Source organism: Mesorhizobium sp. M7A.F.Ca.CA.001.04.2.1, from assembly GCF_003998485.1.
Lineage (GTDB): Bacteria > Pseudomonadota > Alphaproteobacteria > Rhizobiales > Rhizobiaceae > Mesorhizobium > Mesorhizobium ciceri.
This window is the reverse complement of the sequence record NZ_RZQT01000154.1, coordinates 1-12,858: the sequence shown is the minus strand read 5'-3', so window position 1 is coordinate 12,858 and position 12,858 is coordinate 1. Positions and strand designations below refer to the sequence as shown.

Here is a 12,858-nt window from a genome sequence, read left to right as displayed (position 1 = left end):
AATACAAATAAAATAGAGAAGGCCTGCCGGGCGGTTCGCGCGGCAGGCCTTCAGCACATAGTACACACGATCTACTTTGCTCCAGCCCAGGATCCGATGCCATTGCGAGTACCGGTCTTGGTGTCGGAAGCCTCAGGCCAGCCGATATCCTTCTGCAGTTCGATCGGCAAGGAACGGATGGCGCGCTCGGTCTGGTAGCGGGCGCGTGCCGCGCTGAATTCGGTCGCGATGCGACCAAGAGACGACAGGATAGACATTTCTTTCTCCTTTGGTGGCTGGCGGGTGCCAGACAGCGCGTTGGTTACGTCGGGTTTGTTTCAACTTCATTTCGTGTCGAATGCAGGTCTGTGTCGGGGTCGTTTCATGTCTGCTTGTGGCAGCTGCCTCATTCGATGGAGTTGACTATCCTCCCAATCTGATGTTCAATCAAACGAAATGGAATGATGTTTTGTATCAGAAAAATTGAAGGTCGGTTGCCATGAACGCCCCGCTCAATCATCCGCTGCCACTGCTCGATCTCGACGTTTTGCGCACTTTCGTGGCGATTGCCGAGACCGGCAGCTTCACCACCGCCGCCAATGCCGTCTTTCGCACGCCGTCGGCCGTCTCCATGCAGATCAAGAAGCTGGAGGACATTCTCGGCCGCTCCGTGTTCGCGCGCGACGCCCGCTCGGTGTCGCTGACCACGGACGGCGAGATGCTGCTCGGCTATGCCCGCCGGCTGCTGTCGATCAACCGCGAGGTGGTGTCGAAGTTCATCATTCCCGAGATTGTCGGTGTCGTGCGGCTTGGTTCGCCGGACGATTACGGCGAGCGCGTGCTGCCGCATGTGCTGAAGCGTTTCGCGCAGTCGCATCCGTCGATCGCCGTCGACGTCACCATCGACCAGAGCAGCAATCTGCGCCGGCGCATGGACGACCGGGCGCTCGACATCACGCTGCTGACCAATTCCTACAAGACCAGCGCGCTCGGCGCCGAGGTGCTGCTGACCGAGCCGATTGTCTGGGCCGGCGCCAAGGGTGGCTGCGCGCATTTGCGCGAGCCCTTGCCGGTGTCGCTTTGGGAAGAGGGCTGCGCCTGGCGCGCCGGAGCGCTCGATGCGCTTGGCCGCGAGGGCCGCAACTACCGCATCGCCTATATGAGCGCGCACACGGCCGGCCAGCGCGCCGCGATCATGTCCGATCTCGCCGTGGCGCCGCTGCCGAAGTCGTTTCTCGGCAACGACATGGTCGAACTCTGCCCGAAGGACGGCATGCCCGACATCGGCACCTACAATCTGGCGATGGTGGTGGCGCCGGACGCCAGCGCGCCGGTCAAGGCCGTCGCCGACCACATCCGCGCGACCTTCGAAGTGTTCCGGGAAACCGGCAAGTTCTGACCGGCTGGTAAGGACGACAATATAGAGCTACTCCGCCGCTTCGGCGGGGCGCTGTTCAGGCCTTAGTCTCGTGTCTTGCACGATCCGGCTCTCCCCGAGAAATTCGACGATGCGCTCGCGGGCGCGCCGGGCCTCCGGCATGTCGATCAGCGGCCAGACGTGGAACATGCCTTCCTCATAGACAAGATCGATTTCAACGCCGGCGGCGCGGGCTTTTTCCGCGAAGATCAGATTGTCGGGCGTCAAAAGATCGCGCGAGCCAGTCAAAAGCAGTGTTCTTGGCAGCACTGACAGGTCTCCATAGACCGGGCTGATATGCCAGTCGCTGGGATCGATGCCGGCACTGTACAGACGAATCGCCTCTCGTCCGCCAGCTATGCCCAGCCAAGGGTCGTTGCGTTCCGCCTCGAACACTGCGGGATTGGTGAGCGACACGTCGAGACCCGGCGAAATGAGCACATGTCGTGACGGCAGGGACAGTCCTTCTTCGGCGGCCATCATGGTCAGCACCACAGCCATGTTGCCGCCGGCGGAATCGCCCATGAAGACGATGTCCTCGGCCTCCGTCTCGGCGAGCATCTGCCGGTAAACATCGCCAACCATTCCGAACATGGCGTGGAAATCATGTTCGGGGGCGATTGGATAGATCGGCACCGTGATTGCGTAGCCCAACCGATCCGCCATGTCGGCAATCAGGTGCCAATGATAGGGCGTGATTTCAAAGACATAGGCGCCGCCGTGCAAGTAGAGAATCCGCTTCTGTTCGCCGGACTTGGGTGGGATTTCGTATACGGGGAAGCCACCGACCGTATGCATCTCGATATCGAGACGCTGGTGTAGCGAGGCGGGCGGCCGGTGGTTCTCGGTCTTGCGCGCGGCTGCGATCCAGCGCTGCAGATTTTCCGGACTGGCAAATGCCTGCTTACGGCTGTGCCGCAAAACAAAAGACACGACATGGCTTTTCAAACTTGGCATGCGAATACACGAACTTCGGCCAAAGCCGACTAAGAGAACCCCCTAAATCGAAAGATTGTGCCGTGGCTGAAAATGTCAAGATTTGCGCCCGCGTCTACACGGCGGTTTGATCCGCGCCGCAGTGGTCAGCGACGCGGTAAAAGTGCGGCTCGCAGCCGGTTGCTGGTGGTCGCCGGGGACATGCGAGGTCCCCGGCGCATGCCGAGCAATTTGCATTTGTCGGCGAAGGTCATCAGCGCACGGCGCTCCAGATAGCGTTGCTGAGGGATGCCCTTTCACTGGATCGCGGCGACACCGGCCAGCCGATGTCCTTCTGGATTTCGGGCGGCAGGCTGTTCAGCAGGCGCCGCGCCTTGCTGCGGTCATGGGCTTGTCTGATGGCGGTGCCATAGCGGCTCAGGCTTTCGAGCATTGACATCGTTGTCTCCCCTGGAGCGTTGCAGCGGCTGAAAGATATTTCCTGCCTGCCGTTCGATGCCGGTTGAATGCGCCTGCCATGTATCTGGCGAATTTCACGAAAACAGCGTTTTGGTTTCCGGATCAGACGATCCGGAAACATTTGCATGCAAATGAGTTTCGAAAGGTGTTGGCGGGGGCGGGCCGCTTATTCCCTTCCACGCCTCCGCCCCTCGTGGCCTTCGCGCGAACGCCGGCGCGGAGCGGCGTCGCCGGCAACGCCATCCTCGCTGACCGTCTTGCGCGGCGGCAGTTTCACCGCTGCCGACAGTTTCGGGAACGGATCGACCTTGTTGGGCAGCGCCATGGCGTAGACGAAATGCTCCTGGAATTTCGGTTCCAGCGCCGTCTCGATCTTCTCGATCTTGCTGACCGTGTCCTCGATCTCGCGGCGGTAGCCGCGATTGAGCAGCGCCATGCGCGCGCCGGCACCGGCGGCGTTGCCGACCGCCGAGACCTTGTCGAGGTCGCAATCCGGGATCAGGCCCAGCACCATGGCGTATTTCGGATCGATGAAGGAGCCGAAGGCGCCGGCGAAATGGATGCGGTCGACATGCTCGGTGTTCTGCTTTTCCATCAACAGTTTGGTGCCGGCATAAAGCGCTGCCTTGGCAAGCTGGATGGCGCGCACATCGGTCTGGGTGATGGTGATCTTCGGCCCATCTTCCGTCAATGCGGCGGAGCCGTCCTTCAGCACATAGGAGAAGGTGCGGCCGTTGGCCGTAACGCGTGGCGAGCGCGCCGAAAGCCCGCCGTCGATGACGCCGTCCTCGGAAATGATGCCGGCGAGATACATCTCCGCCACCACTTCGATGATGCCGGAGCCGCAGATGCCGGTGACGCCGGTCGCCTGGACGCTTTCCAGGAAGCCCGGCTCGTCGGACCACAGTTCAGAGCCGATGACGCGGTATTTTGGTTCAAGCGTATCGGGATCGATGCGCACGCGCTCGATGGCGCCGGGCGCTGCTCGCTGGCCGCCGGAGATTTCGGCGCCCTCGAAGGCAGGGCCGGTGGGCGAGGAGGCCGCAACCACCCGCTGGCGATTGCCGAGCACGATCTCGGCATTGGTGCCGACATCGACGATCAGCATCATCTCGTCCTGGCGATGCGGGCCTTCCGACAGCGTCACTGCCGCCGCATCCGCACCGACATGGCCGGCGATGCAAGGCAGCATATAGAGCCTGGCGCCCTGGTTGAGCTTGAGGCCGATGTCGGATGCCTTGATGTGCACCGCGCCCGAAACGGCGAGCGCGAAGGGGGCACCGCCAAGCTCGGTCGGATCGATGCCGAGGAACAGATGGTGCATGATCGGATTGCCAACGAAGACGCTGTCCAGGATGTCGTTGCGCTGGACATTGCCTTCGGCGCAGACCTTGTCGACGAGACCCGAAATGGCCTCACGCACGGCGACCGTCATGCCCTCGCGGCCGTCCGGGTTCATCATCACATAGGAGACGCGGCTCATCAGATCCTCGCCGAAGCGGATCTGCGGGTTCGAGGTGCCCGACGAGGCGGCGACGCGGCCCGACAGCAGCGACACCAGATGCATGGCGATGGTGGTCGAGCCGATATCGCAGGCCAGCCCATAGGCTTCGTTCTTGAGGCCGGGCCAAAGTGCTACGACGCGCGCTGTCTCAGAGTCGGCATCCTTGTAGATGGCGGCGGTCGCGGTCCAGTTGCCCTTGCGCAGGATGCCTTGCACCTGCGGCAGCAGATAAAAATCGAAATCGAGGCTTTTCAAACCCCAATCGTGCATCAGCGCGATCTTCAGCCGGTCGAGATCACCAAGCGGCTTGTGCATGTCGGGTTCTTCGATCTCGACATAGCACATGCGGATCGCCGCATCGCGGGCGATGACCCTGGTGTCGGCATCCTTGCGGATGGTCTGCGCGTTGATGACCGTATCCTGCGGCACGTCGATGACGAGGTCGCCGAGGATTTGTGCCGAGCAGGAGAGGCGACGCCGTTCGGGTAGGCCGCGGACGCGCTCATAGCGCTCTTCCTTGGCGCCCTTGGGCGTGATGTGGTCGTTGGAGGAGGTGATCTTGTGCTTGGCGAAATTGCCTTCCTGCACTTCGATCTGGCAACGCCCGCAAGTGGCGCGTCCGCCGCACACACTTTCGACATAGACGCCGAGCTGGCGCGCGGCATCGAGCACCGGGGTGCCGACAGGAAACCGCCCGCGCTTGCCCGACGGCATGAACAGCACGAGCGGGTCGGTGATGTTTGCAGGTAAATTCACGATTGCGCGCTTATCCTCGGCCCATCCGGGCTTCACGGCCGCCACGGCGGCGACCGCCATTGCCGGCGCCGTCGCCCGGCGCATTGACTTGCGTCGGGGCGGCAACGGCCTGGCCGCCTTCGGCCGGCTTGTAATCCTTGTAGGTGCGGATCCAGTTGGTGCAGTTCTCGTCGGTGCCGTTCAGCACATTGGCGCCGCGCACGGCTTCCATTTCCTGCGGGCGCACCGGGTTCATGATGGCCGAGGTCATGCCGGCGCCGATCACCATCGGGATGAAGGCGGCGTTGATGCCGTGGCGATGCGGCAGGCCGAAAGAGATGTTGGACAGGCCGCAGGTGGTGTTGACCTTGAGTTCTTCACGCAGACGACGCAGCAGCGCGAAGACCTGGCGGCCGGCATCGCCCAGCGCGCCGATCGGCATCACCAGCGGGTCGACGACGACGTCATGCGCCGGAATGCCGAAATCGGCGCAGCGCTCGACGATCTTCTTGGCGACGGCGAAACGCACGTCCGGGTCCATCGAAATGCCGGTTTCGTCGTTGGAGATGGCGACGACCGGCACGTTGTACTTCTTGACCAGCGGCAGGATGGCTTCGAGCTTTTCTTCCTCGCCGGTGACGGAGTTGACCAGCGGGCGGCCCTTGGCAACCTTGAGTGCGGCTTCGATCGCGGCGGTGACGGAACTGTCGATCGACAGCGGCAGGTCGACCAGCCCCTGCACGATCTCCAGCGTCTGCACCAAAAGGCCGGGTTCGGTCTCGTTCGGATTGACCGAGGTGACGCCGGCATTGACGTCGAGCATGGTGGCGCCACAGGCTGCCTGCTCCAATGCGTCCCTGATGACGGTCCCGAAATTGCCCGCGATCATCTCGGCGGCCAGCTTCTTGCGGCCGGTCGGGTTGATGCGTTCGCCGATCACGCAGAACGGCTGGTCGAAGCCGATGATGATTTCTCGTGTCGCCGAAGCGACGATGGTACGGGTCATAAATTCTCTCCGCCGTGATATAAAGATTTCTTTATATCGTTGTCTGGTTTCGTTCAAGCGAATGGGTGACCGTCCGCGCCGTCAGTGCGCGGTCTTCACCATGTCCACCTGCGTTTCGGTAATGTCGTCGTGCAAGATGCTGTCGAGCCGGTCGGCGACAAGCTGATCGTCGCGGCGGATCTCACGTTTCCATGGCTGGCGGCCCTTCAGCACGCCCGATTCATCGACGATCTCGGCAACATATTCTTCCTGTCGGTAGGCCATCACGTGAACGCCGGAAACACCTGATATTTCCTTCACCTCGTTGATGATGTCGATGCAGAGCTGCTTGCCTTCCTTTTTCTGGTCCTGGGCGCCTTCCAGCCGCTTGATGACAGAATCGGGAATATGGATGCCCGGCACGTTCGAGCGGATCCACTTGGCCGTCTTGGCCGAGGCGAGCGGCCCGACGCCAACCAGGATGAAGCATTTTTCGGTATAGCCGAGGTCGCGCACCTTTTGCATGTAGGTGCGGAACATGGGCACGTCGAAGCAATACTGACTCTGTACGAATTGCGCGCCGGCGGCGATTTTCTTGCCCAACCGATGCGGGCGGAAGTCGATCGGCGGCGCGAACGGATTGATCGCAGCGCCCAGGAAAAGCTGCGGCGGCGTCGTCAGCTTGCGGCCGGACAGGAACTTGCCGTTGTCGCGCATGATGCGGCAGGTTTCCAGGAGCGACATGCAGTCGAGGTCGAACACCGGTTTGGCGCCGGGCTGGTCTCCGGCCTGGACGCCGTCACCTGTCAGGCACAGCATGTTGGCGACGCCCATCGCAGCCCCGCCCAGCACGTCGCCCTGGATGGCGATGCGGTTCTTGTCGCGGCAGGCGATCTGCATGATCGGCGCATAGCCCATGCGGGTCAAAAGTGCGCAGATGCCGACCGAGGACATGTGGCAGTTGGCGCCCGATGCATCGACGGCGTTGATGGCGTCGACCCAGCCGTCGAAGATTTTCGCCCTGTTGTAGACGTCTTCCGGATCGGCGCTGTCGGGCGGGTTGAGTTCCGTCGTCACAGCGAACTCGCCGCGCCGCAGTACGCGCTCCAGCCGACCGCGCGAGGTGTGGCCGGGCAGGGGTTCGAGCGGCAGGTGGATGCCGGCCGGGTTTTCGTCGCGCTGGCGGCCGATCATGCCGACGCCCCGGTGCTGGCCGCCTCATTCTTGGCGGCAGCGGCGGCTTCGCGCGCGGTGGCCGCCTGAGCGGTCACCCGCAGCCAGGCCGAGGTTTCACGCAGCGACTGGTCAACCGGCTTCTGCACGGTCAGGATTCTGTCGCTGTGCACCATGTTCTGCGAGCCTTCCCAGGCCTTGACCCAGACGCAGGGCATATCGGGCTCGACCTCGCAATTGCCGTTGGCGCGGACACCGCCGCAAGGGCCGTTGCGCAATTGCTTGGGGCAGTTCATCGGACACGACATGCCTGTCGAGGACAAGATGCACTGGCCGCACATGCGGCAGTCGAACATGAAGCCCTTGACGCGCTTCTCGACAAATTTGATCGGCCCTTCGACACGGCCATAGCCTATGCCTTTCCATAAGGGATGGAGGAGCAGGAACATGTCGGCGAATTTGGCGTAGAACCATTCGAGTAATCGCGAGTGCCGCACAGACCATAATCTGACCGCGAAGGAACGCTGCACGCGCCGCTGCGGCGATACGTCGGCCGGCTTGTAGTCGGATTTCGGCGCTGCCTTCTTGACCAGAGTGGCCTGGGTAACAGCCGGCCTCTCCTTGGCAGGAATGGTTTCAGACATTTTCTTTGCCGCCCGCCTTGACCAGAGCGACCAGCCGCTCGCGGTCATATCTCGTGTCGATGTCGTTGAATGCCTTCTCGACTTCGGCTTCGAGGTCGTCGCCGACCGGAATGGGATCGGCTTTGCGCCATTCGGCCAGATAGTCGTCTGTACCGCCGGCGCCGGTGCGCATGGCGCACATGTCGATCGCCTCGGTAAAGCGCAGCGGCAGTTCGCGCTTGGCGTTCTGCCGGCCCTTCTTGACGATCACCTGGGCAGGGATGTCGCGCCAGTAGACGACGATCAGATCGGCCATGAATTCTCACTCCTCGAACTATCGAGCATTGCCGCAAGCGCAGTGGTGCCGCTTGTTATGGGACGACGCGCGCGCATTCAAAAGCGACGCATTTCGATGTCGTAAAATGAAAGGTGGGTTTATTCGTTTGCGGCGTGTGCCGGCGCCCGGTCCAGCGCGTCGGAAACGCTGGCGCGCAGTATGCCGTCCAGGACGAAAAACGCGCTACCAGATGCCAGTTCTGAGGCCCGTCCAGACGTAGAACCAGATCGTCGGATGATACCAGAGTTTCGAAGGCAGGCCGGGATCGATCGTCGTGAGTTTTCCAGCCAGTGCATCGCTGACAGCCTCGACGCAGATGTCGCGCGAGAACGCCGTCTGGCGTAGCGCGTGACTTGAGATGGTGTCGCCTTTTTTCGATCTGCCGCGCGCCTGCTTCAGCACGCCACCAGTGTCGACGCCAGCGTCGACGAGGTGGACAGTCGTGCCGAAATTCTCCGCATCGCCTGATACCAGAGCCCAATAGCCGCCATTCATGCCGCGATATTTCGGCGTGATGCCCGCATGGTAGTTGAGCACCGGGCAGGGCATTTTGCTCAGCATCTCAGCCGAGATTAGTCGGCAACCGTTGAGCAGCACAACGCCTGGCCGGATCTTCTGGATCGCCTGCAGGCACTCAAGCCCATTGGCCGAGGCTACCTGGATGATCTCCTGGCCTGGTCGCGGCTCAACCTCCAGCTTCTCCTCGGCAATCAGTCGCGCGCTATGGCCGGCCAGGAATCGCTTGCCCAACCTACTCAGTACCATCGTGCCAAGCTGGCCGATGGCGGAGATCCAGCCTTGGCGGCGAGCCCGGCCACGCAGCAATTGCTTTTTGGATTCAGGCGTTTCGAGGACGACGCTGACAGGACCTACGCGGTCGGCGATTGCATTGATCATAGCCCAGACATGCTGGCCGCCTCCGGTGACGACCACGATCGGACGCGTATTGGATTCTGATGCTGCCATGGATCTTGTCCCCTCCAAGCAACCGTTCTCGACAATAGACGGGATGCTAGGGTGTCCGGGTTAATCCTTGGTGATCAGCTCTTCGATACACAGTCAGCGCTTGAATTCGATGATATCGAGCTTCGATTCATAGTAGGGCGCCGGAAATTCGATGCGCCATTCCTTGGCGCTGTTGCGGAAGGCGTAGCCGACCTGGTCGGTTTGCGGACCGCTGCCATAGGGCTTTGCCGGATCGCTGTTGACATAGAAGGAGCCGAGATAGATCGCGCGTTTCTCGCCATCGTCGAAGAAACGGCCCCTGGTGCGCTGCGAGCCGCTGATCTTCTCCAGCCGCCAGCCGGAACCGTCATCGGTCACCTTGCACTTGAACCAGCCATAGATGACGAGCGGCAAAGGTCCGCCGGCCTTGATGGTGCGGCACTGCCAGTTGCCGGTCAGGTCCTTGTCGGAAAAGGCCACCAGCGGCTTTGCCAACAGGGCATCGAGTTGCTTGACCTCGGCCGGGTTGCCTGTCTTCGCCTCGGCAAGGGCTGCCTTGCGGGTCTCGCCATATTTGTCGAGCCGCGTCTTGTCGGCCGGGGTGATGAGTTTCTGTATCTCGCCGTCGGCATGGGCGGGCAGGGCCAAACAGAGGAGGCCGAGTGCAGCTATCAAGAGGCGAGGGGTCATCAGTGCGTTTCCATGGCTGGCAGTCTGTTTGCTTGTGGCGCACACCTTACCCGTCCACGGCGGCCTGTCATCTAGCCTTGAGTCATCGCGGGGCAAGAATTGCTTCAGGCGCCTGCAGCCGCCTGCGCCATCCCGGCCGTCAGGTCGCCATAACCGGTGGCGCGGCGTTCATAGACGAGACCGAGCATTCTGGCGGCTTTTTCGGCGACCTTGTCGAGTTCCGGATCGTTGGTCTGGGCGAGGTAGATCAGCTTCTCATAATTGCCGAAATAGTCCTTGATCAACTCCGGGTGCTTGTCGAGGCCGAGCGGTTTCATGAAGAAAGCGTCGAACTGCCGGCAGAGGAAGTCGGTCATGTAGAACGACATCATGTCGTCGTCTGCGACTTTCGCATAGGCCTCCATGCCCTGGTAGAAGGCGAAGCAATGCGGGCCGGCCATGCGCTCGACGCCATGCTTCTCGCAGATGCGGTCGAGCAGACCGCCGGTGCCGCAATCGGCATAGCCGACGAAGATGTTGCTGTAGCCTTCCGTCTTGGCTTTCTCGATCGCCTTGTCCATGGCCGGTGCGATGCGGTCCGGGTAGAAATGGAATTCCGCCGGCAGGCAGGTCAGGTCGAGGTGATCCAGCCCGAGCTGTTCCTTGACGGCCAGAACTTCGCGCGCAATCATCCCGCAGGCGATGACGAGCAGCCTGTCGTCTTGATTCGGTTTCGTTTTTTGCGTCTTGGCCATGGAACCAGTCGAGCGGCCTTCGTTGTTGTGGCGCTAATTTATCTGTTGAGGGAGACACCGTCCATGAAACTGCTACGCATCACGCCGATTGCCATCCTGGCCTGCGCCTTGGCCCTTGCGGCCTGCGCGAACACCGTCCGTGGCGTCGGCAGGGATGTCAAATCGACGGCCAAGGCGGTCGAGGACACCGTCACCAAGCCCTGATCCGCACGCGGCCACCTCATCATCTGGTAACAAAAAAGCCGCGCTGCAAGGGCGCGGCTTCTCCTGTCGTCCGGGCCGAATGGGCCAATCAGGCCGAAGCGCGCACATTGTGCTTGCGCTTCATGAAGTCCTTCGCGGTCTCGACCGCCACCGCCGCGTCGCGGCAATAGGCATCGGCGCCGACGGCCTTGCCGAATTCCTCGTTCAGCGGTGCGCCGCCGACCAGCACGACATAATCGTCGCGGATGCCTTTTTCCTTCATCGTATCGATGACGACCTTCATATAGGGCATGGTCGTGGTCAGCAGGGCCGACATGCCGATGATGTCGGGCTGGTGCTGTTCGATCGCATCGAGATATTTCTCGACCGCATTGTTGATGCCGAGATCGATGACGTCGAAGCCAGCGCCCTCCATCATCATGCCGACAAGGTTCTTGCCGATATCGTGGATGTCGCCCTTGACGGTGCCGATGACCATCTTGCCTTGCTTGGGCGCGCCGGTGGCGGCGAGCAGCGGGCGCAGGATGAACATGCCCGCCTTCATCGCATTGGCGGAAAGCAGCACTTCCGGCACGAACAGGATGCCGTCGCGAAAATCCTCGCCGACGATGCGCATGCCTTCGACCAGCGCCTCGGTCAGCACCTTGTAAGGCGCCCAGCCGCGCTCGAGCAGGATGTTGGTGCCTTCTTCGATCTCTTCCTTCAGCCCGTCATAGAGATCGTCGTGCATCTGCTGCACCAACTCGTCGTCGGAAAGTTCGGAAAGGATGATCTCGTCGTCGGACATTTGTATCGAGCTCCTGCCGGCATCGCGACCATGTCGCAAGGCACATATCTTCGCGTTCATACCTAACCCGCTGAGGGCATGTATCCATAGCTGATTTGCGACTTCCCGCAAAAGGAAAGCGACCGTAACTCTCTTGGAATTCTTGTCGATTTTGCGACAGGCGTTGGCGCTGGCGGGCCGTTTCGAATAGGGTGCATGGCTACGATCTGGCAAGAAGCGGCGAGAGCAGCCGCTATGGATTCCAGACAAGAACAGATTCAGGGAAGAACACCATGAGCGAACACGCGGCAGTCGATCAGGAAGCGTCAAACGCGCGACGTGGGCGCGGCGCCAGCGGCGGGGCTGCTGCCCGGCGGGCCGCGCGTTCGGGCGGAGGCCCGGGCACGCAGCTCACCTACATCAAGCGCAAGATCAACGTTTACGAGGTGCTGGACGAGGAAGGCCTGGCGCTGATCGAGAAGAACACCGACACGGTGCTCGAGGAGATCGGCATCATCTTCCGCGACGATGCAGAAGCGCTGCAACTGTGGAAAGAGGCCGGCGCCGACGTCAAGGGCGAGCGCGTGCATTTCCCGAAGGGGCTGTGCCGTTCGCTGCTCAAGACCGCACCGTCCGTCTACACCCAGCACGCCCGCAATTCCGAGCGTTCGGTGCAGATCGGTGGCAATGCCACCGTGTTCGCGCCGGTCTATGGCCCGCCCTTCGTGCGTGACCTCGACGGTGTCAGGCGCTACGCGACGATCGAGGATTTCCAGAATTTCGTTAAGCTCGCCTATATGGCGCCGTCGATCCACCATTCGGGCGGCACGGTATGCGAGCCGGTCGATGTGCCGGTCAACAAGCGCCACCTCGACATGATCTACAGCCACATCAAATATTCCGATAAGCCGTTCATGGGCTCGGTGACCGCGCCGGAACGCGCCGAGGACACCGTCGCCATGGCCAAGATCGTGTTCGGCGACGATTTCGTCGAGAACAACACGGTGCTGACCAGCCTGATCAACGCCAACTCGCCGATGGTGTTCGACGAGACCATGCTCGGTGCGCTGAAGGTCTATGCGCGCCACAACCAGGCCTGCATCGTCACGCCGTTCATCCTCGCCGGCGCGATGAGCCCGGTGACGGTTGCCGGCACGCTGACGCAGGTTCTGGCCGAAGTGCTGGCCGGCGCGTCGTTCACGCAGCTCATCCGGCCAGGCGCGCCGGTGCTGTTCGGCACCTTCGCCTCGTCGATCTCGATGCAGTCCGGGGCGCCGACCTTCGGCACGCCGGAGCCGTCGCTGGTGTCTTATGGCGCCGCACAGCTGGCGCGCCGTCTCGGCCTGCCGTTCCGCACCGGCGCGCCTGGCC

Annotated in this window: 15 protein-coding genes; 3 read left to right on the top strand and 12 right to left on the bottom strand. The window is 61.9% G+C overall.

Going from position 1 to position 12,858, the window contains the following annotated elements; genetic code table 11:
• Positions 1-71: 71 nt before the first annotated feature.
• Positions 72-257: a hypothetical protein gene (locus EN955_RS30125; protein ID WP_013531162.1), complete on the bottom strand. Its 186-nt coding sequence runs from the start codon at positions 255-257 to the stop codon at positions 72-74.
• A gap of 221 nt (positions 258-478) precedes the next feature.
• Between EN955_RS30125 and EN955_RS30120 the strand changes: the two genes are divergently transcribed.
• Positions 479-1,378 (top strand): LysR substrate-binding domain-containing protein, encoded by a 900-nt coding sequence (locus EN955_RS30120; protein ID WP_013531163.1) that lies wholly within the window; start codon positions 479-481, stop codon positions 1,376-1,378.
• Between the two features lie 27 nt (positions 1,379-1,405).
• Here EN955_RS30120 and EN955_RS30115 read toward each other — a convergent pair whose 3' ends face one another.
• The 10 genes from EN955_RS30115 to EN955_RS30070 form a co-directional block, all read right to left on the bottom strand.
• A complete protein-coding gene (locus EN955_RS30115; RefSeq protein WP_024501316.1) occupies positions 1,406-2,353 on the bottom strand; it encodes an alpha/beta hydrolase in 948 nt (315 codons plus the stop codon).
• A gap of 232 nt (positions 2,354-2,585) precedes the next feature.
• Positions 2,586-2,765: a hypothetical protein gene (locus EN955_RS30110; RefSeq protein ID WP_338103557.1), complete on the bottom strand. Its 180-nt coding sequence runs from the start codon at positions 2,763-2,765 to the stop codon at positions 2,586-2,588.
• A gap of 192 nt (positions 2,766-2,957) precedes the next feature.
• A complete protein-coding gene (locus EN955_RS30105; protein WP_032898565.1) occupies positions 2,958-5,111 on the bottom strand; it encodes an ASKHA domain-containing protein in 2,154 nt (717 codons plus the stop codon).
• Positions 5,062-6,036, bottom strand: coding sequence for a methyltetrahydrofolate cobalamin methyltransferase (locus EN955_RS30100; protein WP_024501313.1), 975 nt, complete (start codon positions 6,034-6,036; stop codon positions 5,062-5,064). Before EN955_RS30100 ends, EN955_RS30105 begins: the two co-directional genes overlap by 50 nt.
• A gap of 81 nt (positions 6,037-6,117) precedes the next feature.
• Complete coding sequence (locus EN955_RS30095; protein WP_013531168.1) at positions 6,118-7,209, bottom strand: methylenetetrahydrofolate reductase; 1,092 nt, start codon at positions 7,207-7,209, stop codon at positions 6,118-6,120.
• On the bottom strand, positions 7,206-7,832 hold the full coding sequence (locus EN955_RS30090; RefSeq protein ID WP_013531169.1) for a methylenetetrahydrofolate reductase C-terminal domain-containing protein: 627 nt from the start codon (positions 7,830-7,832) through the stop codon (positions 7,206-7,208). The genes EN955_RS30095 and EN955_RS30090 overlap by 4 nt, the downstream gene beginning before the upstream one ends.
• Positions 7,825-8,127 (bottom strand): virulence factor, encoded by a 303-nt coding sequence (locus tag EN955_RS30085; RefSeq protein WP_013531170.1) that lies wholly within the window; start codon positions 8,125-8,127, stop codon positions 7,825-7,827. The genes EN955_RS30090 and EN955_RS30085 overlap by 8 nt, the downstream gene beginning before the upstream one ends.
• Positions 8,128-8,331: 204 nt before the next feature.
• Positions 8,332-9,114: a formyl transferase gene (locus EN955_RS30080; protein WP_024501312.1), complete on the bottom strand. Its 783-nt coding sequence runs from the start codon at positions 9,112-9,114 to the stop codon at positions 8,332-8,334.
• Positions 9,115-9,207: 93 nt separating this feature from the next.
• Positions 9,208-9,783 (bottom strand): DUF4893 domain-containing protein, encoded by a 576-nt coding sequence (locus tag EN955_RS30075; protein ID WP_013531172.1) that lies wholly within the window; start codon positions 9,781-9,783, stop codon positions 9,208-9,210.
• Positions 9,784-9,887: 104 nt separating this feature from the next.
• Positions 9,888-10,517, bottom strand: coding sequence for a DUF1638 domain-containing protein (locus tag EN955_RS30070; RefSeq protein ID WP_013531173.1), 630 nt, complete (start codon positions 10,515-10,517; stop codon positions 9,888-9,890).
• Here EN955_RS30070 and EN955_RS35980 point away from each other — a divergent pair.
• A complete protein-coding gene (locus EN955_RS35980; protein WP_318011966.1) occupies positions 10,503-10,721 on the top strand; it encodes a hypothetical protein in 219 nt (72 codons plus the stop codon). The two genes, EN955_RS30070 and EN955_RS35980, sit on opposite strands and share 15 nt — an antisense overlap.
• 88 nt (positions 10,722-10,809) lie before the next feature.
• Here the strand turns inward: EN955_RS35980 and EN955_RS30060 are convergent, their stop codons facing one another.
• A complete protein-coding gene (locus EN955_RS30060; RefSeq protein WP_013531175.1) occupies positions 10,810-11,508 on the bottom strand; it encodes a cobalamin-binding protein in 699 nt (232 codons plus the stop codon).
• A gap of 272 nt (positions 11,509-11,780) precedes the next feature.
• On the opposite strand from EN955_RS30060, the gene EN955_RS30055 reads away from it, so the two are divergent.
• Positions 11,781-12,858 (top strand): trimethylamine methyltransferase family protein (locus tag EN955_RS30055; RefSeq protein WP_127223505.1); only part of this gene is annotated, 1,078 nt, incomplete at its 3' end.

Excerpts from the sequence above, each read along its gene's own strand:
- EN955_RS30125 (WP_013531162.1), bottom strand. The coding sequence starts at position 257 with ATGTCTATCCTGTCGTCTCTTGGTCGCATCGCGACCGAATTCAGCGCG.
- EN955_RS30120 (WP_013531163.1), top strand. The coding sequence starts at position 479 with ATGAACGCCCCGCTCAATCATCCGCTGCCACTGCTCGATCTCGACGTT.
- EN955_RS30115 (WP_024501316.1), bottom strand. The coding sequence starts at position 2,353 with ATGCCAAGTTTGAAAAGCCATGTCGTGTCTTTTGTTTTGCGGCACAGC.
- EN955_RS30110 (WP_338103557.1), bottom strand. The coding sequence starts at position 2,765 with ATGCTCGAAAGCCTGAGCCGCTATGGCACCGCCATCAGACAAGCCCAT.
- EN955_RS30105 (WP_032898565.1), bottom strand. The coding sequence starts at position 5,111 with ATGGCGGTCGCCGCCGTGGCGGCCGTGAAGCCCGGATGGGCCGAGGAT.
- EN955_RS30100 (WP_024501313.1), bottom strand. The coding sequence starts at position 6,036 with ATGACCCGTACCATCGTCGCTTCGGCGACACGAGAAATCATCATCGGC.
- EN955_RS30095 (WP_013531168.1), bottom strand. The coding sequence starts at position 7,209 with ATGATCGGCCGCCAGCGCGACGAAAACCCGGCCGGCATCCACCTGCCG.
- EN955_RS30090 (WP_013531169.1), bottom strand. The coding sequence starts at position 7,832 with ATGTCTGAAACCATTCCTGCCAAGGAGAGGCCGGCTGTTACCCAGGCC.
- EN955_RS30085 (WP_013531170.1), bottom strand. The coding sequence starts at position 8,127 with ATGGCCGATCTGATCGTCGTCTACTGGCGCGACATCCCTGCCCAGGTG.
- EN955_RS30080 (WP_024501312.1), bottom strand. The coding sequence starts at position 9,114 with ATGGCAGCATCAGAATCCAATACGCGTCCGATCGTGGTCGTCACCGGA.
- EN955_RS30075 (WP_013531172.1), bottom strand. The coding sequence starts at position 9,783 with ATGACCCCTCGCCTCTTGATAGCTGCACTCGGCCTCCTCTGTTTGGCC.
- EN955_RS30070 (WP_013531173.1), bottom strand. The coding sequence starts at position 10,517 with ATGGCCAAGACGCAAAAAACGAAACCGAATCAAGACGACAGGCTGCTC.
- EN955_RS30060 (WP_013531175.1), bottom strand. The coding sequence starts at position 11,508 with ATGTCCGACGACGAGATCATCCTTTCCGAACTTTCCGACGACGAGTTG.